Raw genomic sequence first — 22,553 nt, forward strand, 5'->3', positions numbered from 1 at the left:
GATTTTTCCTAAGGGCGAAATCATCACGTTCAATGATAATAAGGAGATTTATTATGTCAGACGTATTTCACTTAAACCTCACTAAAGCACAACTTAAAGGCGCAACACTCGCTATTGTTCCAGGCGATCCTGCGCGCAGTGAGCGTATTGCGAAACAACTTGATAACCCAGAGTTTCTTGCAAGCACGCGTGAATTTACATCGTGGTTAGGTTATGTCAATGGTCAGCCTATTGTTGTATGTTCTACGGGTATTGGTGGCCCTTCAACATCAATTTGTGTGGAAGAACTGGCTCAACTTGGTGTACGTACTTTCTTACGTATTGGTACAACGGGTGCAATTCAACCGCACATTAATGTAGGCGATGTTCTTATCACAACCGCTTCTGTTCGCTTAGATGGTGCAAGCTGTCATTTCGCACCTTTAGAATATCCCGCTGTGGCAAACTTTGAATGTACAACCGCACTTTATAATGCAGCGAAAGCAAAAGGTATCGAGCCTTATGTAGGCGTAACTGCATCATCTGATACATTCTATCCTGGTCAAGAACGTTATGATACCTATAGCGGTAAAGTATATCGTGATTACCAAGGGCTACTTAAACAATGGCAAGATTTGAATGTAATGAACTACGAAATGGAATCCTCAACATTGTTCACTATGTGTAGTGCATTGGGTTTACGTGCAGGAATGGTTGCAGGCGTGATTGTAAACCGTACTCAACAAGAAATTCCAAATGAAGCAACAATAAAGCAAACGGAAGAAAAAGCTGTGTCTGTTGTGATCGCAGCTGCACAAGCGTTGTTAAGTTAAATTAATATTTATTTGAAGCAATAAAACCTTATTTTATTCTGCACCTTAATTAGATTTATTTTCTAACGAAGTAAGGTGCAGATTTTTTATTAACAAACTGCGATCTTCTGATCAATTTAATCAAAGTAGTCTATTTGCTCGTTGGCATTAAAACCTAAACTTGATATAAGTTCTAAATAAACTATTTCTAAAGGCTAAATAACCTGAAATATTGACGACTAAAATTAGATTTCTGTTAAATCTACATTTTTAGTCTCTTTTGAGGCTAATAATGCCAAGAGAGTCATTAATACATTGATTGCTAAATAAATCCCTACGCCCATTACACCAAATGACGCATTAATTTTTAAAGAAATCATCGCCGCAATTGTTGCACCAATAATTGATGCCAAATTATAGGCAAGAGAGGCACCTGAATAACGTACTTCCGTTGGAAATAACTCTGGCAATAGCGCAGCCATTGGACCAAATGTCATTCCCATAATCGCCATACCAATCACTAAAAATGCAAATACGCTAACTGGTGTGCCATTTTCTAAGAATAACGGCATTGCTAAACCAAGCACACCGATAGCAATAGTTACCCAAATCAACCATTTACGACGACCGATTTTATCGGCATAAACACCAGAAATACTGATAAAAATACCAAATACAATGGCACTAATTAATAACAAGCCAGTAAATGTATTTGCTGGGATACCTAAGCCAAGCGCATAACCTGCCTCAGAAAGCTTTGGCGCTGTTCGAGAATATGCCTGTGCAAAAGCCGTCATAATGTAAAACAGAGAATAAGTTGCCACCATAATAAATGTACCAATGATCATTGGTTTTAAGTGTTTGGTAAACACAACACTCACTGGTGCATTCAATTTTTTGCCTTTTTGCTCTGCTTCCACAAATACGTGGCTTTCGTGTAAAGTTAAGCGAACATATAAGCCAACTGCAACTAATAAAATGGAAGAGACAAACGGAATACGCCACGCCCATTCAACAAGTGCATTATGACCAAGTAAATAGCTAACTAAGAAGAACGTTCCATTAGCGACAAATAAACCAATTGGTGCGCCTAATTGAGGGAAAGTACCGTACCAAGCTCGTTTTCCTTCTGGCGCATTTTCTGTTGCAACTAAAGCAGCACCACCCCATTCGCCACCAAGTCCAATACCTTGACCGACACGGCATACGCAAAGCAAAATCGGCGCCCAAATACCAATTTGAGCATAGTTAGGAAGTAAACCAATTACTACCGTTGAACCACCCATTAAAACAAGGGAGGCGACCAAGGTTTTTTTACGACCGATTTTATCGCCGAAGTGACCAAATAATGCCGAACCAATAGGACGTGCAAAAAATGCAAGTGCAAGCGTAGAAAGAGAAAGTAAGTCATTAGAAAGCGGATCATCGCTTTGGAAGAATTGCGTATTAAAAACTAATACAGCGGCAGCCGCATAGATATAATAATCAAAAAATTCGATTGCTGTACCGACCATCGAGGCTAACGCCACTTTCATCGGATTATTGCGAAGTTGTGTAGACATTGTGTTTTCCTAGAAGTTTATTATAAAAAGAAAGGGGTAAATCCTAGCATTTTAACTAAGGTCTAGCAATTTTTAATATGCAATTTTCTATTTTTTTAGAGAAATATTTTGAATTTTCTAAATGTGAGTTATGTCCAGCGCAGGGAATTGTCACTAAATTAATTTGATTTTCTTTCGCAATAGTTTGAAATTTATGATCTCGTTCGCCACAAAAATAAAAAAATGGCAAAGAACTTAACCGCACTTTTTCACTAAAATCAGGTTGCTTGGATAGACTTGTCGCCAACAACATTTTGCCAATATTTTCTCCACAATTTGATTTTCGTTTTTCAACTAACTGCAGTCTTTCTTCTGCAGTCAAATGGGAAAACACGGGCTGTTGATACCAATCATTTAACACATTTTCTGGCAATTCTTGTATAAAACGTTGCGACCAAGCAAAATCTTGCTGGAAACGAGCCTGTTTTTCTTCGTCGGTTTTTAAACCTAGATTCGCCCCTTCTAAAATAACGCCTTGCAAATTAGATCGTTCCACCTGAGCTTGCAGCGCATAATACAAAGCGATCCGTCCGCCTAGAGAATACCCAACAAGAAAATAGGGTTCATTTTTTACCGCACTTTTAATTTGCTGAGATAAATACTCCGCCGTTTCTTCAAAATTTGTAACTTCAACGCCTTTGGCTTGTCCATGAAAAGGTAAATCTAGCGGAATACAATTAAAGTGCGGTAAATTTTTAATGACTTTTTGCCAGTCGTTTTTTGTACCAAGAAGTCCGTGAAGAAAAATGATGTTTATCATTGAAGGGATTATTGATAGAAGTAATAAAATATGGCGGACCAAAGCCCGCCTACAGAATACTTAAGCACCAATCACGGCGTGACTAATTTGCTCGATTAAGCGTTTATACAAACTACTACCATCACTCGGATTCGTTTTAATTTCAATTAACGTTGCCTTACGACGGCTATAAGCCTGTTTAACAATGGAATTAAGATCTGCCCAAGTATAAGGATGAGCGTATTTGAGATCGAACATTGCCGCGATTTGAGAAAAATCGCCATTATGCGGTAATCGATAGAACTGATCTTTGACTTGTTCATCCACAGGTAACATATCAAAAATCGCGCCACCATTATTATTGATCACAAAAATTACCGTTGGTTGCGTAACGTTTTTGAATAATGAGACAGAATTCAAATCATATAAAGTGGAGGTATCGCCAATCACCGCAACAACAGGTTTATTTGAACCGATACTAATTCCCGCAGCAGTAGCCAATAAACCATCAATTCCACTCGCGCCACGATTAGTATAAACGGGATAACTTTCTGGTAATTGCGTTAGTGCATCAACCAGACGAACAAGTAAACTATTACCTAAAAATAAAACACCGTTATAAGGTAAAAGTGTTGGTAAACGTAATGCGAGCGAGGCTTCCGTTAAATTTCCGCCTACTTGCTGTTCAATAAAGGTCGCACAGAACTTAGATAAAGCTAATGGCTCAAGCAACCAAGGCTTTTGGCGTAAAGGTGGATGTGCACGCAACCAATGATGTGCTTTAGCATTGAATCTTGTCAGCGAATGATGATAAGGATCTAATGCCTTACCGCTTTGTTCAACCAACCAAAATTCCCCTTTAAACGCCTGTAAGAATTGATTAATGCGTTTACTAATAAAGCGTGCACCAAATTGAATCACAATATCAGCTTGCAGAAGTTTTTCACGAACAGTTTGGTTTGCTAGCCAAATATCTTCATAAGGCGTCGTTGGAACAACACCAGATTGAATATCCGTCAGTAACACCCAGCCCATAGCACTTGCCCAAGCATTAATGCCCATCGCTTGTTCTGCAGGTAATTGACCAACCACAACGACACCACGTTTGGTACGCCAATAATCCCAGTTTTCATGCATTAATACTTCGTTCTGTTGCGCTTCTACATTCATCCAAGGCTTGGTTTGAATTAACCAGCGTTGCAACGGCAGCAGCCAAGAGTGAGAATCTACAGCCTCATCAGTTGCATCATAAAGTGGCTCGGCAAATGGCACATTAATATGAACAACGCCACCTTGTTGTTTTTGTTGAAAGGCTGCCTGTTCAAGTAGAGAAATTAACCACTGCGCAGAATAATCAGCGTTCGGTTTGGGTAAATTAACATTTGCAACCGGATACTGACCAAACATATTTTGCTGCAAAATAGCCTGATTTGCACCGCACTCCCAAAGTTCTGGTGGACGATCCGCAGTTAAAACAAATAAATTCACACCCGTTTGGCGTGCTTCAATAATGGCAGGATAAAGGTTTGCTGTTGCTGTGCCTGATGTCACAATAATTGCGACAGGGGATTGAGTTGCCTTAGCAATACCCAAGGCAAAAAAACCTAAACCACGTTCATCAAAATGCGTATGACAAGTGACTGAACCCGCATTTTGCAAACGTACGGCTTCTAGAGTTAAAGGTGTCGAACGCGAACCTGGCGCGATACAAACGTGAGAAACGCCTTGACGCATCAAGGTTTCTAAAATCACTTTCGACCAACAACGATTAAACACGCTTACCGACATTTTTTTCTCCGTTATCATTTTTCTTCTGCAAACAAGGAAATCAACCCTGCTGCTTTACGTTCAATTTCTTTCCATTCTTCCAATGGCTGCGAGCCTGCCACAATGCCCGCGCCAGCAAATACACGAATCCGATGACCCTCAATAAAGGCGGAACGAATCGCCACACAAAACTCTGAACATGCATCGCTCATCACGCCCAATGTTCCCGCATACCAGCCTCGATCAAAGGTTTCAATTTCTGACAAAATCATTTTGGCTTGTTGCTGTGGCAAACCAGATACTGCAGCTGTAGGATGAATCGCTTTTAATATATTTACATCTGCATAATGTGCGGTCAAATTTGCACGAATTTTACGAATCAAATGTTGTACTTTACGTAACGGTTTCAACTCCACATTGCTTACATCAAAACTTTCTACTTGCTTACGTAAATTCTGCGAAATATCTTCTACGACCAACCAATTTTCTTTTAAATTTTTCTCGTCATTTAACAACCAATTGGCTTGAGATTGCGTTTCTTCCTCACTTTCAGAAACCGATGCTGTCCCCGCCAAAGCTTCAGTTAGCAACAAGTTATACTCACGAGCAAATAGGCGTTCTGGCGTAGAACCAACAAAAACCGAATAAGGATTTTCAGCCCACAAAAAATGATAACAACCTTGATTTTGTTTTTCGCTTTCTGCTAAAAAATCGTACGCATTAATCGCTTGCTTTAAATGAAAAGTGGTTTCATTGGCTAATACAATTTTTGTCAGCTCTCCACTTTTAATTTCTACCAAAGCCTGATTTACCCAATCGCACCAAGTTCTTTCGTTAGCTCGAGGCTCTGTATGCAAAGGAATTTGTTTTGGCAAAGCAGAAAGTGCGGTGATATTTTCAAAAGTTTTTAGGTGGGCTAAAGTATCATTCGCACTTTGCTCATCTTTCACAAAAAATGATACCAATGCACCTTTCTCATCCTGTTCAACAAGAATTTTTGGCAATACAAATTGTGCGGTACCTTGAAATTGCAAACCACCTACCAGTGGGAAACCACTTTCTTCAATAAACTCTTGCGCTAAATTTAATTGTGAAAATGACTGCACTTCGCCAAGCGCAGCCAATGCTTTTTCTTCATCACGAAAATGTAAATAAAATTGTGGATACGCAGATTGACTTTTCAGCCAAGCCAATAAATCGACCTTGTCCAGTTTCACCTGAAAACGGACAAGTTCATTCGTTGATTGCTGTAAATATGCGTGAATTTTCGATTTTAACTCGCCTATTGCCTGCGCTAAATAACTCATTAGATTTTGTTTTAAATACACAAAAAATTAGCCGTATTCTACCGCAGATTGTTAATGACAAAAAATTTTTTTACAAAATCTTTTCAATATTGAAAATTCAGCGTAAATTAACCGCACTTTTCTCGAAAAATTTATTAGAAACAAAAGGATTTCACTATGCGATTATTCCCAAAATCCGACAAATTAGAACACGTATGTTATGACATTCGTGGGCCAGTGCATAAAGAAGCACTACGCTTAGAAGAAGAAGGCAATAAAATTTTAAAACTTAATATCGGCAACCCCGCCCCTTTCGGCTTTGAAGCACCCGATGAAATTTTAGTGGACGTGCTACGTAATTTACCATCGGCTCAAGGCTATTGTGATTCAAAAGGGTTATATTCTGCTCGTAAGGCGATTGTGCAATATTATCAATCAAAAGGGATTCACGGCGCGACCGTCAATGATGTGTATATTGGTAACGGCGTATCTGAGCTTATCACAATGGCAATGCAAGCATTACTTAATGATGGCGATGAAGTGCTTGTGCCGATGCCTGATTATCCGCTTTGGACTGCAGCGGTAACACTTTCTGGCGGTAAAGCTGTTCATTACCTTTGTGATGAAGAAGCAAATTGGTTCCCTGCTATTGATGATATTAAAGCGAAAGTGAATGCTAAAACTAAAGCCATTGTTATCATCAACCCGAATAACCCAACGGGTGCTGTATATAGCAAAGAATTATTACAAGAAATTGTGGAAATCGCTCGCCAAAATAATTTGATTATCTTCGCTGACGAAATCTACGACAAAATTCTATACGATGGTGCGGTGCATCATCACATTTCCGCACTTGCCCCTGATTTATTAACCGTTACACTGAATGGGCTATCAAAAGCTTATCGAGTTGCGGGCTTCCGCCAAGGCTGGATGATTTTGAACGGCCCAAAACATAATGCGAAAGGTTATATTGAAGGTTTAGATATGCTGGCATCTATGCGTTTATGTGCTAACGTACCAATGCAACATGCAATTCAAACCGCACTTGGTGGCTACCAAAGTATTAATGAATTTATTTTACCGGGCGGCCGATTACTTGAGCAACGAAACAAAGCCTATGATCTTATTACTCAAATACCCGGCATTACTTGCGTAAAACCAATGGGTGCGATGTATATGTTCCCGAAAATTGATGTGAAAAAATTCAATATTCACAGTGATGAAAAAATGGTGCTTGATTTACTCCGCCAAGAAAAAGTGTTACTTGTGCACGGTAAAGGATTTAATTGGCATTCGCCAGATCACTTCCGTGTTGTTACTCTTCCTTATGTAAATCAACTTGAAGAAGCCATTACAAAATTAGCAAGATTTTTGTCTGATTACCGTCAATAATGAATGCTTTGACAACATTACAAAGGGGACTGAATGTCCCCTTTTTATCGATATAAATATATTGCACTTTTCTTTTGCACTACTATAATAGTGCAAATTTATTTTTTAGAGGCATTTTATGACACAACAAAAATCCCCTTCTCTCTTAGGCGGTGCGATGATCATCGCTGGTACAGCTATTGGTGCAGGCATGCTGGCTAACCCAACTTCAACGGCTGGTGTATGGTTTATTGGTTCGATTCTCGCTTTAATTTATACTTGGTTTTGTATGACGACATCAGGATTAATGATCCTAGAAGCTAATCTGCATTATCCAACAGGTTCAAGTTTTGACACCATCGTTAAAGATTTATTAGGAAAAAGTTGGAATATTATCAACGGCCTTTCTGTTGCTTTCGTCTTATATGTTTTGACTTATGCCTACATAACCTCAGGCGGAGGCATTACACAAAATCTGCTCAGCCAAGCATTCAGTTCTGCTGAAAGTGCGGTAGATATTGGAAGAACTTCAGGATCTTTAATTTTCTGCCTTATCCTTGCAGCCTTCGTGTGGCTTTCAACCAAAGCGGTGGACCGTTTCACAACTGTGTTAATTGTCGGGATGGTGGTCGCTTTTTTCCTTTCTACCATTGGTTTATTAAGCTCTGTAAAACCAGAAGTTTTATTCAATACGGTCTCTCAAAGCGAACAAACATATTTACCTTATTTATTGACTGCACTTCCAGTTTGTCTCGTGTCCTTTGGTTTCCACGGGAATGTTCCAAGTCTCGTCAAATATTACGATCGTGATGGTCGTCGTGTGATGAAATCGATCTTTATTGGTACGGGATTAGCACTCGTAATTTATATTTTATGGCAGCTTGCTGTGCAAGGTAATTTACCACGCACTGAATTTGCCCCAGTCATTGAAAAAGGCGGCGATGTTTCTGCATTATTAGAGGCTTTACATAAATATATTGAAGTAGAATACCTTGCCGTCGTATTAAATTTCTTTGCTTATATGGCAATTTCTACGTCATTCTTAGGTGTAACTTTAGGCTTATTTGACTATATCGCCGATCTGTTTAAATTTGACGATAGCTTATTAGGCAGAACAAAAACAACACTTGTTACTTTTTTACCACCATTATTGCTAAGCCTGCAATTTCCTTATGGATTTGTGATTGCCATTGGTTACGCTGGATTGGCGGCAACAATTTGGGCTGCAATTGTCCCTGCACTTCTTGCCAAAGCAAGTCGCCAAAAATTCCCAAATGCGACTTATAAAGTGTACGGAGGAAGTTTTATGATTGGGTTTATAATGTTATTTGGCATATTAAATATTGTGGCGCAAATTGGGGCAAACTTAGGTTGGTTTGCAAGTTTTACTGGGTAAGTTTTAAAGAATGGATTTAAATTTTCAAGATATTTAAATGATTAAATAGTGATCTGCACCTTATAGGTGGGTTATGTAGTCCAACTAATTCATGCAGATCAGCTCCTTAATTATTTTACTTTTTATTAGTTACAAACAATCTTCACTGCCAGTCCGCCTTGCGATGTTTCGCGATACTTAGCGTTCATATCTTTGCCTGTTTCGTACATTGTTTCAATCACTTTATCCAAGCTTACTCTTGGATTAGTGGTACGGCGTAAAGCCATACGTGATGCATTGATTGCTTTAACTGAAGCAATCGCATTGCGTTCGATGCAAGGTACTTGAACTTGACCGCCGACAGGGTCGCAAGTTAATCCTAAATTATGCTCCATTGCAATTTCAGCTGCGATGCACACTTGTAGTGGATTGCCACCCAGAATTTCAGCAAGTCCTGCAGCCGCCATTGAACAAGCTACACCGACTTCACCTTGACAACCCACTTCTGCGCCAGAAATCGAAGCGTTCATTTTATAAAGTGAACCAATCATACCTGCTGCTAATAAATAGCGTTCAATGATTTCAGGTGTTAATGGCGAGATAAATTTTTCGTAGTAAGCTAATACTGCTGGAATAATCCCACACGCACCGTTAGTTGGAGCTGTGACTACACGTCCACCCGCTGCATTTTCTTCATTGACAGCAAGCGCAAACATATTGACCCAGTCGATCACACGCATTGGATCGTTAGATAAATTCGTATTAGCTTGCAACATACGATAAAGTGAAGCCGCACGACGTGGTACTTTTAATGGGCCGGGTAAAATACCCTCTGTGTGAATGCCGTGTTCAATACAAGCCTGCATCGTTTTCCAAACATTCTCTAGATGAGCACTGACAGCCTCTTTGCCATTCAATGCGATTTCATTTTCCAACATCACAGTGGAAAGCATTAAACCGTTATCACTGCAATGTTTCAAAATATCTTCGGCATTTTTGTAAGGATAAGGCACTTGAACTGTGGTTTTTTCTTCTTTGCCAAAATGGGCTTCATCGACAATAAAACCACCACCGATCGAATAATAGGTTTGGCGATAAAGCTCTGTTCGATTTTCATCAAGTGCGGTAATTGTCATGCCATTTTCGTGCAATTTTAAAAAAGTGCGGTGGAAAATGAGATTATTTTCAAAATCAAATTTTACCGTTTTTTGATCAATATTAATGGGTAAAAGCGCAGTTTGTTTCACTTTCTCGATGAAACCTGAAATCATATCGATGTCCACATTATGTGGTAAATAACCCGCTAATCCCATAATGATGGCGATATCTGTACTGTGACCTCTCCCTGTCATCGAAAGAGAACCATACACATCCACATGAATTTCAGCTGTTTGTTCAAACTGATTTCGTTTAATTAAGTCGTCTATAAATTGTTTACCCGCTTTCATCGGACCGACCGTGTGGGAACTGGATGGCCCAATTCCCACTTTAAACATATCAAATACGCTAATCATAAATTTCTCAAAATTCGTTAAAAATTAAAAGCGATTATAATAATCCATAAACAACTGCAGAAATAGCAATTAGTCCCATAATTGTTACAAATACATTACTGAAATGTCCGCTGTAGCGTTTCATTGCTGGGATTTTGCGAATCGCATACATTGGCATAATGAATAAAATCATCGCAATGATTGGGCCGCCAAGAGATTCAATTAAGCCTAAGATACTTGGATTAATAATCGCAACGCCCCATAAGGTTAATAAGAAGAAAAGTGCGGTCGCATAATTGAGTTTTTTACGATTTACAGATTCGCCTTTCATTTTCAAATATAAGCCTTCTAATCCTTCACGTGCCCCCATATAGTGACCGAAGAATGAACTTGTAATTGCTAAGAATGCAACAAGCGGGCCAAAATAAGAGATATATGGATTATCAAATTTATTTGCTAAGAAAGACAAGATACTAATATTCTGTTCTTTTGCTGCCACTAATTCTTCAGGTGTTAGTGTTAATACACAGCTAAATACGAAGAACATTACGAAGAATAATAAAATCGTTGAAGCGCCTTTTTCTGTATGGCTGATATGGCGTTCTGCGCCCTCAAACGTTTTGTATTCACGGAATTGTGAGCAAGTGAACGATGAAGTCGCTGGCGAATGGTTAAATGAAAATACTAATACGGGAATGGTTAGCCATAAAGTGGTTAAGAAACCACCTGCTGTTGGAAATTCATATAATACGGCACTATTCCATTCAGGAATTAAGTAAATAGAAAGAACAAATAAAATTAAGACTAACGGATAAACAAGCCATTCTGTGATTTTTAACATCACTTTTTCATTAAATAACATCACGGAAATCAATACCGCAATTAATACAAAAGAGAGAATAACTCGATTTGGCGATGCCATACCAAGTTGATTTACAATGAAAGAATCTACGGTGTTCGTGATACCGTTACCGTAAATTAACAGAATAGGGAAAATTGCGAAAAAATAAAGTAAGGTAATAAGTTTACCAGCGGTTTTACCAAAGTGTTCTTCCACTACTTCAGTAATATCGCTGCCAGGCTTTTTAGATGAAAGCACAAAATAAGCTAAGCCACGATGAGCAAAATAAGTCATGGGCCCGACGATAATTGCCATTAAAACTAACGGCCAAAATCCCCCCATCCCTGCGTTAATCGGCAAGAACAATACGCCCGCGCCAACCGCCGTACCGAAAAGGTTTAACATCCACGTTGCATCAAATTTGTTCCATTTGAGTTTTTCTGTTGATTTCATAGTTTGCTCCAAAGCATAAATTACTTAAATTTGTCAATTTGTAGAGCAAAATCCGCTCCAACTAAATTTGAGTATTATGTTATGCCAATAAATAGAGAATCTCAAAGAGCAAATTCTAAAATTGTGATCAAGTTAAAATTTTTTTATAAAAAGTGCGGTAATTTTCAGCGACAAAAAAATCGGTGCGATGACGACACCGATTGCGTATAAAAATAAATGAAATTAGAACCGCACTTTTTTCAATCTTAAGGCGTTCATCAATACGGAAATTGAGCTCAACGCCATAGCAGCACCAGCGATTATAGGGCTAAGAAAACCGAAAGCTGCAAGGGGTATGCCGAGAATATTGTAAATCAAAGCAAAAAATAGATTTTGTTTGATATTTTTCAAGGTTGCTCTTGCAATAAAAAGCGCATCCACAAGTTGATTCACCGAATGTTGCATAAGCGTTGCAGAGGCTGTTTGTTCTGCAATATCTGAACCTGATTTCATCGCAAAACTGACGTTTGCCGCGGCTAAAGCAGGCGCATCATTTATTCCATCGCCTACCATTGCGACAATATGACCTTGAGCTTTCAGCTTTTGGATTTGTTCCGCCTTATCTCTAGGACTGAGTCCACCAAAGGCTTTCTTAATGCCGAGCTGTTTTGCTATGTAATCAACGACAGATTGTTGATCGCCACTCATAATTACGACATCAATATTTTGCTGTTGTAAGCGTTGAATGGCGTGCAAGCTATCGTTTTTTAAAGTATCCGTCAGCGCAAATGCACCGATGGGTTCATCATTTATGGATACTGCGACAATGCTCGCAATTTGCCAAATATCCTCTAAATTTTTAGGCAAGATTAAACCGCAATAATCAGGTTTACCGACTTTTATTGTTCCCACTTGTTCTAATTCGGCTTGAATGCCTTGACCCACTTCCATCTTTGAAAAAAGTGCGGTGGGAATTTCTAACATTTTTTGTTCTGCTGCTTGCACAATAGCTTTTGCAATTGGGTGGTTAGCTTGTCGTTCAACTGCTGCTGCAAAACGATACAAATCGTCTTCAGAATACACCGCACTTTGTGGCTGCCATAAAGCAGAGATTTCAAGCTCTCCTTTTGTTAATGTGCCAGTTTTATCAAGTACAACGGTATCCACGTGGGCGGTTTCCTCCATTGCAGCCGCATCTTTAAACCATACGCCAGCATTGACTGCTTTACCTAAACCAACCATTATGGCTGCTGGTGTGGCTAATCCCAAGGCACAAGGGCAAGCAATCACAAGCACGGATACCGCGTGAATTAGTGAAGACACACTATCATTCGTCAGAATATAAGTGAGTGCGAAAGTAACAAGTGAAATCACTAAAACGACAGGAACAAACACGGAAGCAACTTTGTCAGCAAATCGAGCAATGGGTGCTTTTGAACCTTGTGCATCTGATAATGCATTCATCATATCGCCAAGTAAGGTTTGGCTACCAAGCTGATTTGCTCGATAGATAATAGAACCTTCTGTTACCATCGCCCCCGCTAATACTTTTCCACCTTTCTGTTTTTCTTCTGGACGAGACTCGCCCGTTAAATGGCTTTCATCACACCAACCATTTCCACTTTCAATTACGCCATCTGCCGCAATACGCTCGCCTTGATTCGCACGAATGATTTCGCCGATATTGACTTGGTCAAGAGCAATTTCAATCCATTTTTCATTACGTAAAACAGTGACTTTTTTCGGTGTCAGTTGCAAGAGCATACTTAAGCTATTTAGGCTGTGCTTTTTAGTGCGATCTTCAAGAAATTTTCCAAGACTGACAAAACCAATTACCATAACAGAAGCTTCAAAGTACACATGTCCCATTGCATGATTGGCGTGGTAAAACAACATGAAAGCAGAATAAAGATAAATAGTGAGCGTTCCTGTGCTGACCAGTACATCCATATTGGTAAGTCCACCACGAATACTACCGATTGCTCCGCGATAAAATGGAATGGCTAACCAAAGTTGCACAATGCTCGCTAATGCAAATTGCCAAATCGGCGGTAACATTAAGTTATGGGAGCCACCTATCATACCAAGCATTCCAATCAGAAATGGAATATTGATTATCCAAAGTACGATTAATCGCCAAGGGATTGATGTATTTTCTTCTATTGGTAATTCGTTGGCTTGTTTGATATGGGCAGAGAAACCTGTTTTATGGATAATCTCTATAATTTGAGCTTCGCTTGCTTGCGTAGCGTCAAATACAACTTGTGCTTCTTCGGCAGCAAAATTTACGCCTGCTTGTTGCACAAATGGTTTTTTATTTAAAACTTTTTCAATGCGATTGGCACAAGATTGGCAGGTCATCCCACCAATCTGAATTGAAATTTTTTTACTCTGTGGCGTCAAATCCAGCATCTTCAATGACCTCAATCAACTGTGCAACATTGACTCGATTTTCATCAAAAGTAATATTTACTTTACCCTCTAATTGCACATCAGCAGATTGTACACCATCTAATTCAGTTAAAACTTGAGTAAGACTTTTTACGCAACAGCCGCAATGTATGCCTTTTATGTTTAATGTGATAGTTTTCATTTTTACTCCTTGTTAGTTGTTTTATTGATGAATGCGATTGGCACAAGATTGGCAGGTCATCCCACCAATCTGAATCGAAATTTTTTTACTCTGTGGCGTCAAATCCAGCATCTTCAATGACCTCAATCAGCTGTGCAACATTGACTCGATTTTCATCAAAAGTAATATTTACTTTACCCTCTAATTGCACATCAGCAGATTGTACACCATCTAATTCAGTTAAAACTTGAGTAAGACTTTTTACGCAACAGCCGCAATGTATGCCTTTTATGTTTAATGTGATAGTTTTCATTTTTACTCCTTGTTAGTTGTTTTATTGATGAATGCGATTGGCAGGCCATCCCACCAATCTGAATTGAAATTTTTTACTCTGTGGCGTCAAATCCAGCATCTTCAATGACCTCAATCAGCTGTGCAACATTGACTCGATTTTCATCAAAAGTAATATTTACTTTACCCTCTAATTGCACATCAGCAGATTGTACACCATCTAATTCAGTTAAAACTTGAGTAAGACTTTTTACGCAACAGCCGCAATGTATGCCTTTTATGTTTAATGTGATAGTTTTCATTTTTACTCCTTGTTAGTTGTTTTATTGATGAATGCGATTGGCACAAGATTGGCAGGTCATCCCACCAATCTGAATCGAAATTTTTTTACTCTGTGGCGTCAAATCCAGCATCTTCAATGACCTCAATCAACTGTGCAATATTGACTCGATTTTCATCAAAAGTAATATTTGCTTTACCCTCTAATTGCACATCAGCAGATTGTACACCATCTAATTCAGTTAAAACTTGAGTAAGACTTTTTACGCAACAGCCGCAATGTATGCCTTTTATGTTTAATGTGATAGTTTTCATTTTTACTCCTTGTTAGTTGTTTTATTGATGGTTAAACTATAAACCTTTACATAAGGTTAAGGTCAAGAAGTTTTTTATGAATATTAGTGAAGCCGCAAAATTAGTAGGTTTATCTACAAAACAAATCCGTGATTATGAAAAAATAGGGTTAATTAAACCCGCTGTTCGCAGTTTGTCAGGCTATCGAAATTATGGAGAAAGTGATTTAGAAAGGTTGCATTTTATTCGACACTCACGCAATGTTGGGTTTTCGTTACATCAAATCGCACAATTATTAGCACTACAAGATAATCCTAAGCGTAGCTGCCGAGAAGTGAAAGTGCTAACTGCTCAACATATTGCGACATTAAATCAACAAATAGAACAGTTACAAAAAATGGTACAAAAATTGCAGCACTGGCACGACAGTTGTCAGGGCAATGACAACCCTGAATGTTTAATTTTGAATGGCTTGAACGGATAAGTGAAAAGTGCGGTTAATATTCCCAGCTTTCTGGATCGACACCTAATTCACGCATAAGCACTTTGGCATCTTCAGGGATTTCATCATTACGCTCTTTCATTAAATCTGCATCGGTGGGTAAAGGTTGTCCTGTGAATGCGTGTAAGAATGCTTCACAAAGCAATTCACTGTTAGTTGCGTGACGTAAACTTTTTAATTGGCGGCGAGTGCGTTCATTCGTCAAAATTTCCAGTACTTTAATGGGAATAGATACTGTAATTTTTTTTACTTGCTCACTTTTTTTGCCGTGTTCTGCATAAGGGCTGATATATTTTCCGTCCCAATTCGCCATAATTTCCCTTAAGTGCTTATTGATAACCTTACAAATTGTCCGTATTCTAATTAAAAATCAAATAAATAACAATCTAGACGGCTAAACTTCCAAAATAAGTTCTTAAAAAAAGTGCGGTAATTTTTTATATTAAATGCTAATAAAAGCTAGACAGCGTAGGGTTTTAGTGGTAATTTACGCGCCATTCAAAGGGTGCAAGCCCACCATTCGAATAATCAATTCTTATTAATTCCAACATTTATTCATTATGCATTTAACAGAACTTAAAAATACGCCTGTTTCTGATCTTGTGAAACTCGGTGAGGAGCAAATGGGCTTAGAAAATTTAGCTCGTTTGCGTAAACAAGATATTGTCTTTGCAATCTTAAAACAGCACGCCAAAAGTGGCGAAGATATTTTCGGCGGTGGTGTGTTAGAAATTTTACCAGATGGTTTTGGTTTCCTTCGTTCTGCCGACAGTTCCTATCTTGCAGGCCCTGATGATATTTATGTTTCCCCAAGTCAAATCCGTCGTTTTAATCTTCAAACTGGTGATAAAATCGAAGGTAAAATTCGCCCACCAAAAGAAGGCGAACGTTATTTCGCACTTTTAAAAGTTGATCAAGTTAATGATGACAAACCTGAAGTTTCTCGTAGCAAAATCTTATTTGAAAACTTAACGCCATTGCACGCTAATTCGCGTTTAAGAATGGAGCGAGGCAATGGCTCAACAGAAGATTTAACCGCACGTATTTTGGATTTAGCATCCCCAATTGGTAAAGGTCAACGTGGTTTGATCGTAGCTCCGCCAAAAGCGGGTAAAACAATGTTGTTGCAAAATATTGCGCAAAGTATCACGCATAATTACCCCGATGTGGAACTTATCGTATTATTGATTGATGAACGCCCAGAAGAAGTGACAGAAATGCAACGTTCAGTAAAAGGCGAAGTCATTGCTTCTACTTTTGATGAACCCGCAACTCGTCACGTTCAAGTGGCTGAAATGGTAATCGAAAAAGCGAAACGTTCAGTAGAGCATAAAAAAGATGTGGTCATTTTGCTTGATTCTATTACTCGTTTAGCGCGCGCTTACAATACGGTAACCCCAGCTTCAGGTAAAATTTTGTCTGGTGGTGTGGATGCTAATGCGTTGCATCGTCCAAAACGTTTCTTTGGAGCTGCACGTAATGTGGAAGAAGGCGGCAGTTTAACGATTATTGCCACAGCACTAGTTGATACAGGTTCGAAAATGGATGAAGTTATTTTCGAAGAATTTAAAGGTACAGGTAATATGGAATTACACCTTTCTCGTAAAATTGCAGAAAGACGCGTATTCCCAGCCATTGACTTTAAACGCTCTGGTACTCGTAAAGAAGACTTACTCACAACATCTGATGAATTACAAAAAATGTGGATTCTTCGTAAGATTCTTAATCCAATGGATGAAGTGGATGCAATGGAATTCTTGATTGATAAGCTGATGATGGCGAAAACCAACGAAGAGTTTTTTGAAGTGATGAAACGTTCGTAAAAGCAACCGCACTTCTATGAAGAACAAGGGGAAAATATTATGTTTTCCCCTTTTTAATATCCGTAATATTTGACGAAATAAATGATGATAGCCGATAAGTTCATAAAAGGGGCAAAAGGTATAAATTCTTTTTTCTTTTTATGAATAAGCGAAAAACATATTCCAAGCACTGAGGCTAATAATAAAAAGTGCGGTAAGGTTTCTAAATGAATAAAACTTCCTAATGCCATTGCTAGCCAATAATCTCCCCGTCCAAAGGCTTCTTTGCAGTAATAACATTTTGCAATCCAATAGATTGCGTAGAAAACAATAAAAAAACTAGCTGCACTTTTTATGCTTTCAGATAACGTTAGCAATGAAAAGTTATTGTCTGCTCCAAATAATCCTAGAGTAAGTAACCATAAACAGGGTGTCGTAGAAATAAGTTGATAGTGCCAATCAAGATAACTGATTGTCCAAAGAATAATAAGTGTGAGTCCGATCCATACAGTAAAAATAGAATCTTTGAAGGCAATTTGTAAAAATATAAATCCAACCCCAATACTAAAAAAATACCTCAAAATATGACCGCACTTTTTTTGTTGAATAGAGGCAAAGTGCGGTTGAAATGGAGAACGGTTTTGTGGAAATAATTCAACGTAAGTCGCATAAATCTCTTGCTGCAAATGCGTAATAAAACCAGATAGATAGAACCACAATGCGATCCCTAAGATGCCGCCTAATAAAAACATTGTGAAGTAAATCATTGAATAACTGATCCCATATTAAAGATAGGTAAATACATTCCCATCATAATAATCCCAATCAGACTGCCGATGATTACCATCATTAATGGTTCTAGCATTTGTGAGAGTAAGTCAATTTGATGATTAAGTTTTTCTTGGTAATTTTCCGCAATATGTTCTAGCATCAAAGCGAGTTTTCCGCTTTGCTCGCCAATTTGTAGCATTTGTTGTGCTTCCATCGGGAAAAGATCGCTACTTACGCTATTAGAAAACGCATAGCCTTGAGAAACCCATTGCAAAATTGACCGCACTTCTTTATCTAATACCATATCGTTTACAAGCGTTTTCTTGGTTTGCCAAGTTTGTGTGCGAGGAAGAAAACTGTCTAGTGCCTGATTAAGCGGTACGCCGGCCTGCAACATAATTTGTAAACTTTGACTAAAGTTCACTAAACGTGAAAGCTTTTGAATTGTGCCAAAAATAGGCGTGATAGAAATAAGTTGATTTTTCTTTTGATGAAACCAAGTCTGGCGTTTTAAATAGAAATAATAAAATAGAAAAAAACTCAAAACGAAAAATAGCAAAATGCCAATATTTTGCTTAAGAAAATTGGATATAGAGAGCAATATTGCAGTTATTGTTGGTAACTCAGCATTATTGCCACTGTACATTTCAGCAAATTGAGGCACGATAAAAAGCAGTAATGCGAGTGTCAATAATAGAGAAATTCCTAACACCATTGAGGGGTACAACATGATTTTCTGTAATTTACGTTGTAATGCTAAAGATTGGCTGCGATGTGTGGCTATTTTTTTACAAACTACGGCTAGTTTGCCTGTCATTTCTCCCACTTGAATCAGTTGAATTTCTTGTTGTGTGAGATATTTCCCTTGTTGTTCAATGGCTTGTGAAAATGCTAAACCAGCTTCAATAGATTGAAGTAGTCGTTCAAGCCATTCATTGAGTACAATTTGAGTACAATTTTGTTGCAAAATTTGCAGACTGTTTTTTAACGGAATAGCGGACTGTAGCAACGTGGCTAATTGATTGAGTAATTCGCTAATTTCTGAATTTTTGGGCTTTGCCCCAAATTGCCAGTTTTGTTGTAATTTGATGTGAGTAATCCCGCGGCTTATTAATTGAAAGTGTGCTTGTTGTTTTGTATCCGCAATAATTGAGCCTTTTTGTTTCTGATTTAATGCGTTACTACCTTGATAATAAAAGAGTTTTTTAGTCATGAGTTTTTACCTAGCACACGTTCAAGTTCTTTTTCATCTGTTATTCCTTGATTAACTTTTTCTAAACCACTCGCACGTAAATTTTTAAAATCCGTTTGATAGCCATTCTGCTGCCAATGTAGAAATTGATACACGCCGATTCGACCTCGATAACCTTGATGGCAATCACAAGAATTTGCTAAATTTCCACCGCACTTTGAACAAAGCTTTCGTACAAGACGCTGTGCAATGACGAGTAGTAAACTGTTTTCAATTTCATGTTGCTGAATACCGAGTTGTTGTAAGCGAGAAATGGCAGAAATTGCATCATTGGTATGTAAAGTTGAAAGCACCAAATGCCCAGTTTGTGCCGCACGTAATGCAATCCTTGCACTTTCTTCATCGCGAATTTCGCCTAACATAATAATATCGGGATCTTGGCGTAAGAAAGTGCGCAATAGGCGGTTAAAATCTAGTCCAATCTGTGGATTAATTTGGCTTTGAACAATGCCATCCAGCTCAATTTCAATGGGATCTTCCGCTGTCATAATATGTTTATCAGGCGTATTTAGCCACTGAAGTGCGGTGTAAAGTGAGATACTTTTTCCACTTCCTGTTGGACCAGTGACTAAAATTAATCCTTGTGGCTGGCTAAGTGCGCGTTGAAATGCTTGTTGCTGATTTTCTGTCATACCTAATTCAGAAAAGCTAAGTTCTACTGGTTTATTTTGTTGCGCTCGCAACACGATTTTTTCGCCCCAATGGGTTGGTAAGGTTGAAAGGCGAAAATCAAGAATATCGGAAAAAGTCGTTTTAAATTGAAACCGCCCATCTTGTGGAAGTCGATTTTCACTAATATCTAATTTAGCCAGTAATTTTAAGCGTGAAATAATACGATTGGCGAATATTTTGCTTATTAAGGGTTGTGGTTGTAAAACACCATCAATTCTAAACCGCACTTGAAACTGATCAGCCAAGGTTTCTAAATGAATATCAGAGGCATTTTTTTGTAAGGCAGATTCAAAAATCTGATTAAGTAAGCGGATAACAGGTTCATCATTTTCTTGTTCAAAATGGGTTTCTTGATGTTGATAGAATTTAACTTGTTCTTCCACTTGCATTTGACGCGGAGTAAGTTGTTGTAACAGTTCTTTGAGTTGGCTGCTTTCTAACAAAATTGGTTCGACAGGTTTTCCCGTTATAAACGCAATGGTTTCACAGGCTGAAAGATTGGAGAGAGAATCAACCCCTAGCCAAAGACGATTATTTTCTTCTTTAAGTAGCAAAGCAAAATAACGTAAGAGCAAGGATTGTTGTTGCTGATTGCGTTCCCATAAATCTGGCGAGATCGTAAATACTTCGCCATTTTGAGCAATTACACGCTGAGTATGAAGTAAAGCATAGCTCGTCATTTTGTGACACTTCCGCAAAAATTTGCTGGAAATAAAGAGGCATCCGTTCCTTTGCAGGTTGTTGTCCAAGTTACACCTGCTGTAGCATTACCTTTAGCTTGCAAAATATATTCCATATTTGCCAATGTGCCATTCCCTTTTACTGTAATACCACCTGATTGAGTTTTCACTGAGGCTACATAGCCTTTTGCTGTTGTAATATCAGCTGCAATTCCATTGCTTCCTCCTGAGCAAGTAGAAGGTTTGCCTGTGCTATAAACGCATAATTCCACATCAGCCTTATAAGGCGCAGAAGCTTGCAGTAATTCGGATACCGCAGCTTTTTTGGTATAATTTTGATAAGAAGGAATTGCGATAGTGGCTAAAATAGCAATAATTGCAATCACAATCATTAGCTCGATTAATGTAAACCCTTTTTTCAAGGTTTGCAGTGTTGTTAATTTCATTCATTTTCCTTTTATTAAGCCTTTGTTGGCAACGACATTGTGAAAAGGAAAAATTTGTTTGTAAAATTGACCGCACTTTTTCTGCGATCCTGATCGCAAAAAAAGGAAAAATGTATGCAAAAACTAAAAGATATTGAACAAGGTATATTGACCGATTGTCGGCAAATTCCATCTCCGCATTTTGATAAACGCCCAAATCCGCAGGATATTTCCTTATTAGTTATTCATTATATTAGTCTGCCGCCAGAACAATTTGGTGGCGGATATGTGGATGATTTTTTTCAAGGGAAATTAGATCCTAAGATCCATCCTTATTTTGCAGAAATTTATCAAATGCGTGTTTCTGCCCATTGTTTGATCGAACGAAATGGGCGAATTACGCAATATGTCAATTTTAATGATCGTGCTTGGCACGCAGGCGTATCGAGTTTTCAAGGACGAGAAAAATGTAATGATTTTGCCATTGGAATTGAGTTGGAGGGGAGTAATGAACAGCCTTTTACCGACGCTCAATATTTTTCATTGCAAGAACTTACCAATGTAATAATGAAAAGTTACCCGAAGATTACGAAAGATCGAATTGTTGGACATTGTGATATTTCGCCAGGACGTAAGATCGATCCTGGTCAATATTTTGATTGGGAACGTTATTTATCCAGTGTGAAATAATCTGTATAAAAATTAAACATCAAATTTTGGGTATTCTGTGTATTCTAAATGCGTTCATTCTTTTACTTCTAACCAGTTGAATTAAAAGGAATAAATTTAAAGCTGAAATTTTATTAAAAAAGTTAATTTGAGTTATACAACATTACAGATTTTCTCAACCACAATTTTATCCACAGAAATATTGAATAACTCAAAGAGATGGTAAAAAGATCTTTTGTGAATAAAGCCATTTTAAAAATTGTATTTTTTTACCGCATTTTCTTCCATTTTTGTATGTAAAAAGTGCGGTTTATTTTTATTTAAGATCTTTTGGTTACAAATAACCCGATTTATTTTGAAGTTTGATGTGATAAGGATCTTTGCCCTCTTTTTACGAGATCAATTCACAATCAAAAATCCATTATTCACAAGTTATCCACAACATAGATACTTTTCGTCATATAAACAAAATAAGAATATTTTGTTGTCTAGAATTTTCCCCTCTCCGTAAAAATTGTGTATTTTTAACCGCACTTTAGGTTTAAACCCAATGTACGGTTATTTTTATTGATTTTCGTCTTTTCGATTTTTGCGATTTTTTCCAAAATATGATACTTTTTCGCCGTCAATAAGACATCAAACACAAAT

At 38.1% G+C, this 22,553-nt stretch carries 22 protein-coding genes; 6 read left to right on the top strand and 16 right to left on the bottom strand.

The annotated features are described in order from the left end of the window. Window positions 1-53 precede the first annotated feature (53 nt). Window positions 54-812: a uridine phosphorylase gene (gene udp, locus ACPT8Q_RS03180; protein WP_048946731.1), complete on the top strand. Its 759-nt coding sequence runs from the start codon at window positions 54-56 to the stop codon at window positions 810-812. A 224-nt stretch (window positions 813-1,036) separates the two neighbouring features. Here the strand turns inward: udp and ACPT8Q_RS03185 are convergent, their stop codons facing one another. The 4 genes from ACPT8Q_RS03185 to ACPT8Q_RS03200 are packed head-to-tail and all read right to left on the bottom strand — an operon-like array spanning window position 1,037 to window position 6,205. Continuing rightward, window positions 1,037-2,353 (bottom strand): MFS transporter, encoded by a 1,317-nt coding sequence (locus ACPT8Q_RS03185; RefSeq protein ID WP_005689473.1) that lies wholly within the window; start codon window positions 2,351-2,353, stop codon window positions 1,037-1,039. Window positions 2,354-2,408: 55 nt separating this feature from the next. Next, window positions 2,409-3,152, bottom strand: coding sequence for a 2-succinyl-6-hydroxy-2,4-cyclohexadiene-1-carboxylate synthase (menH, locus tag ACPT8Q_RS03190; protein WP_048946730.1), 744 nt, complete (start codon window positions 3,150-3,152; stop codon window positions 2,409-2,411). Window positions 3,153-3,212: 60 nt separating this feature from the next. Next, entirely contained in the window at window positions 3,213-4,919 is a 1,707-nt protein-coding gene (gene menD, locus ACPT8Q_RS03195) for a 2-succinyl-5-enolpyruvyl-6-hydroxy-3-cyclohexene-1-carboxylic-acid synthase (RefSeq protein WP_050948902.1), read from the bottom strand. A 14-nt stretch (window positions 4,920-4,933) separates the two neighbouring features. Beyond that, on the bottom strand, window positions 4,934-6,205 hold the full coding sequence (locus tag ACPT8Q_RS03200) for an isochorismate synthase (RefSeq protein WP_050948904.1): 1,272 nt from the start codon (window positions 6,203-6,205) through the stop codon (window positions 4,934-4,936). A gap of 156 nt (window positions 6,206-6,361) precedes the next feature. On the opposite strand from ACPT8Q_RS03200, the gene ACPT8Q_RS03205 reads away from it, so the two are divergent. Then, window positions 6,362-7,576: a pyridoxal phosphate-dependent aminotransferase gene (locus tag ACPT8Q_RS03205; protein ID WP_050948905.1), complete on the top strand. Its 1,215-nt coding sequence runs from the start codon at window positions 6,362-6,364 to the stop codon at window positions 7,574-7,576. Window positions 7,577-7,694: 118 nt separating this feature from the next. Beyond that, a complete protein-coding gene (gene mtr / locus ACPT8Q_RS03210) occupies window positions 7,695-8,951 on the top strand; it encodes a tryptophan permease (RefSeq protein ID WP_074040246.1) in 1,257 nt (418 codons plus the stop codon). A 125-nt stretch (window positions 8,952-9,076) separates the two neighbouring features. Here mtr and ACPT8Q_RS03215 read toward each other — a convergent pair whose 3' ends face one another. From ACPT8Q_RS03215 to ACPT8Q_RS03245, 7 genes are all read right to left on the bottom strand, one after another. Then, window positions 9,077-10,444 carry an L-serine ammonia-lyase gene (locus ACPT8Q_RS03215; RefSeq protein ID WP_021035711.1) on the bottom strand — a complete coding sequence of 456 codons (1,368 nt, stop codon included), beginning with the start codon at window positions 10,442-10,444 and terminating at the stop codon, window positions 9,077-9,079. A 34-nt stretch (window positions 10,445-10,478) separates the two neighbouring features. Next, window positions 10,479-11,717, bottom strand: coding sequence for an HAAAP family serine/threonine permease (locus tag ACPT8Q_RS03220; RefSeq protein ID WP_005660694.1), 1,239 nt, complete (start codon window positions 11,715-11,717; stop codon window positions 10,479-10,481). Between the two features lie 222 nt (window positions 11,718-11,939). Next, entirely contained in the window at window positions 11,940-14,108 is a 2,169-nt protein-coding gene (locus ACPT8Q_RS03225; protein ID WP_425622306.1) for a heavy metal translocating P-type ATPase, read from the bottom strand. Beyond that, a complete protein-coding gene (locus tag ACPT8Q_RS03230) occupies window positions 14,083-14,289 on the bottom strand; it encodes a heavy-metal-associated domain-containing protein (RefSeq protein WP_005666693.1) in 207 nt (68 codons plus the stop codon). The genes ACPT8Q_RS03225 and ACPT8Q_RS03230 overlap by 26 nt, the downstream gene beginning before the upstream one ends. A gap of 85 nt (window positions 14,290-14,374) precedes the next feature. Then, complete coding sequence (locus ACPT8Q_RS03235) at window positions 14,375-14,581, bottom strand: heavy-metal-associated domain-containing protein (RefSeq protein ID WP_005666693.1); 207 nt, start codon at window positions 14,579-14,581, stop codon at window positions 14,375-14,377. 73 nt (window positions 14,582-14,654) lie between these two features. Beyond that, complete coding sequence (locus ACPT8Q_RS03240) at window positions 14,655-14,861, bottom strand: heavy-metal-associated domain-containing protein (RefSeq protein WP_005666693.1); 207 nt, start codon at window positions 14,859-14,861, stop codon at window positions 14,655-14,657. A gap of 85 nt (window positions 14,862-14,946) precedes the next feature. Further along, window positions 14,947-15,153, bottom strand: a complete 207-nt coding sequence (locus ACPT8Q_RS03245) for a heavy-metal-associated domain-containing protein (protein WP_012054944.1) — start codon at window positions 15,151-15,153, stop codon at window positions 14,947-14,949. Between the two features lie 76 nt (window positions 15,154-15,229). On the opposite strand from ACPT8Q_RS03245, the gene cueR reads away from it, so the two are divergent. Continuing rightward, window positions 15,230-15,616, top strand: coding sequence for a Cu(I)-responsive transcriptional regulator (gene cueR / locus ACPT8Q_RS03250; RefSeq protein WP_005648963.1), 387 nt, complete (start codon window positions 15,230-15,232; stop codon window positions 15,614-15,616). A gap of 13 nt (window positions 15,617-15,629) precedes the next feature. On the opposite strand, the gene metJ is transcribed toward cueR, so the two are convergent. Beyond that, complete coding sequence (gene metJ / locus ACPT8Q_RS03255) at window positions 15,630-15,947, bottom strand: met regulon transcriptional regulator MetJ (protein ID WP_005631186.1); 318 nt, start codon at window positions 15,945-15,947, stop codon at window positions 15,630-15,632. A gap of 247 nt (window positions 15,948-16,194) precedes the next feature. Here metJ and rho point away from each other — a divergent pair, with 247 nt between their 5' ends. Then, complete coding sequence (gene rho, locus ACPT8Q_RS03260; RefSeq protein ID WP_005629550.1) at window positions 16,195-17,457, top strand: transcription termination factor Rho; 1,263 nt, start codon at window positions 16,195-16,197, stop codon at window positions 17,455-17,457. Window positions 17,458-17,510: 53 nt separating this feature from the next. Here rho and ACPT8Q_RS03265 read toward each other — a convergent pair whose 3' ends face one another. From ACPT8Q_RS03265 to ACPT8Q_RS03280, 4 genes are read right to left on the bottom strand one after another with little or no spacing between them, the layout of a single operon-like run. Continuing rightward, window positions 17,511-18,203 (bottom strand): prepilin peptidase, encoded by a 693-nt coding sequence (locus ACPT8Q_RS03265; protein ID WP_050948983.1) that lies wholly within the window; start codon window positions 18,201-18,203, stop codon window positions 17,511-17,513. Further along, window positions 18,200-19,420 carry a type II secretion system F family protein gene (locus ACPT8Q_RS03270; protein ID WP_050948984.1) on the bottom strand — a complete coding sequence of 407 codons (1,221 nt, stop codon included), beginning with the start codon at window positions 19,418-19,420 and terminating at the stop codon, window positions 18,200-18,202. The genes ACPT8Q_RS03265 and ACPT8Q_RS03270 overlap by 4 nt, the downstream gene beginning before the upstream one ends. Further along, window positions 19,417-20,811 (bottom strand): GspE/PulE family protein, encoded by a 1,395-nt coding sequence (locus tag ACPT8Q_RS03275; protein ID WP_005691826.1) that lies wholly within the window; start codon window positions 20,809-20,811, stop codon window positions 19,417-19,419. The genes ACPT8Q_RS03270 and ACPT8Q_RS03275 overlap by 4 nt, the downstream gene beginning before the upstream one ends. After that, the gene (locus ACPT8Q_RS03280) at window positions 20,808-21,257 is read right to left on the bottom strand and encodes a prepilin-type N-terminal cleavage/methylation domain-containing protein (RefSeq protein WP_005691824.1); all 450 of its coding nucleotides are present in this window, start codon (window positions 21,255-21,257) and stop codon (window positions 20,808-20,810) included. Before ACPT8Q_RS03280 ends, ACPT8Q_RS03275 begins: the two co-directional genes overlap by 4 nt. 114 nt (window positions 21,258-21,371) lie before the next feature. Between ACPT8Q_RS03280 and ampD the strand changes: the two genes are divergently transcribed. After that, the gene (ampD, locus tag ACPT8Q_RS03285; protein ID WP_005691822.1) at window positions 21,372-21,926 is read left to right on the top strand and encodes a 1,6-anhydro-N-acetylmuramyl-L-alanine amidase AmpD; all 555 of its coding nucleotides are present in this window, start codon (window positions 21,372-21,374) and stop codon (window positions 21,924-21,926) included. Window positions 21,927-22,553: the final 627 nt, after the last annotated feature.

It is taken from the genome of Haemophilus sp. HN_Hi10, assembly GCF_049821985.1.
Taxonomy (GTDB): Bacteria; Pseudomonadota; Gammaproteobacteria; order Enterobacterales; family Pasteurellaceae; genus Haemophilus; species Haemophilus influenzae_D.

Excerpts from the sequence above, each read along its gene's own strand:
- ACPT8Q_RS03235 (WP_005666693.1), bottom strand. The coding sequence starts at position 14,581 with ATGAAAACTATCACATTAAACATAAAAGGCATACATTGCGGCTGTTGC.
- mtr (WP_074040246.1), top strand. The coding sequence starts at position 7,695 with ATGACACAACAAAAATCCCCTTCTCTCTTAGGCGGTGCGATGATCATC.
- menD (WP_050948902.1), bottom strand. The coding sequence starts at position 4,919 with ATGTCGGTAAGCGTGTTTAATCGTTGTTGGTCGAAAGTGATTTTAGAA.
- ACPT8Q_RS03280 (WP_005691824.1), bottom strand. The coding sequence starts at position 21,257 with ATGAAATTAACAACACTGCAAACCTTGAAAAAAGGGTTTACATTAATC.
- ACPT8Q_RS03225 (WP_425622306.1), bottom strand. The coding sequence starts at position 14,108 with ATGCTGGATTTGACGCCACAGAGTAAAAAAATTTCAATTCAGATTGGT.
- ACPT8Q_RS03265 (WP_050948983.1), bottom strand. The coding sequence starts at position 18,203 with ATGATTTACTTCACAATGTTTTTATTAGGCGGCATCTTAGGGATCGCA.
- ACPT8Q_RS03215 (WP_021035711.1), bottom strand. The coding sequence starts at position 10,444 with ATGATTAGCGTATTTGATATGTTTAAAGTGGGAATTGGGCCATCCAGT.
- ACPT8Q_RS03200 (WP_050948904.1), bottom strand. The coding sequence starts at position 6,205 with ATGAGTTATTTAGCGCAGGCAATAGGCGAGTTAAAATCGAAAATTCAC.
- ACPT8Q_RS03240 (WP_005666693.1), bottom strand. The coding sequence starts at position 14,861 with ATGAAAACTATCACATTAAACATAAAAGGCATACATTGCGGCTGTTGC.
- ACPT8Q_RS03185 (WP_005689473.1), bottom strand. The coding sequence starts at position 2,353 with ATGTCTACACAACTTCGCAATAATCCGATGAAAGTGGCGTTAGCCTCG.
- ACPT8Q_RS03205 (WP_050948905.1), top strand. The coding sequence starts at position 6,362 with ATGCGATTATTCCCAAAATCCGACAAATTAGAACACGTATGTTATGAC.
- ACPT8Q_RS03230 (WP_005666693.1), bottom strand. The coding sequence starts at position 14,289 with ATGAAAACTATCACATTAAACATAAAAGGCATACATTGCGGCTGTTGC.
- ACPT8Q_RS03245 (WP_012054944.1), bottom strand. The coding sequence starts at position 15,153 with ATGAAAACTATCACATTAAACATAAAAGGCATACATTGCGGCTGTTGC.
- udp (WP_048946731.1), top strand. The coding sequence starts at position 54 with ATGTCAGACGTATTTCACTTAAACCTCACTAAAGCACAACTTAAAGGC.
- ACPT8Q_RS03270 (WP_050948984.1), bottom strand. The coding sequence starts at position 19,420 with ATGACTAAAAAACTCTTTTATTATCAAGGTAGTAACGCATTAAATCAG.
- ACPT8Q_RS03220 (WP_005660694.1), bottom strand. The coding sequence starts at position 11,717 with ATGAAATCAACAGAAAAACTCAAATGGAACAAATTTGATGCAACGTGG.
- rho (WP_005629550.1), top strand. The coding sequence starts at position 16,195 with ATGCATTTAACAGAACTTAAAAATACGCCTGTTTCTGATCTTGTGAAA.
- menH (WP_048946730.1), bottom strand. The coding sequence starts at position 3,152 with ATGATAAACATCATTTTTCTTCACGGACTTCTTGGTACAAAAAACGAC.
- cueR (WP_005648963.1), top strand. The coding sequence starts at position 15,230 with ATGAATATTAGTGAAGCCGCAAAATTAGTAGGTTTATCTACAAAACAA.
- ampD (WP_005691822.1), top strand. The coding sequence starts at position 21,372 with ATGCAAAAACTAAAAGATATTGAACAAGGTATATTGACCGATTGTCGG.
- ACPT8Q_RS03275 (WP_005691826.1), bottom strand. The coding sequence starts at position 20,811 with ATGACGAGCTATGCTTTACTTCATACTCAGCGTGTAATTGCTCAAAAT.
- metJ (WP_005631186.1), bottom strand. The coding sequence starts at position 15,947 with ATGGCGAATTGGGACGGAAAATATATCAGCCCTTATGCAGAACACGGC.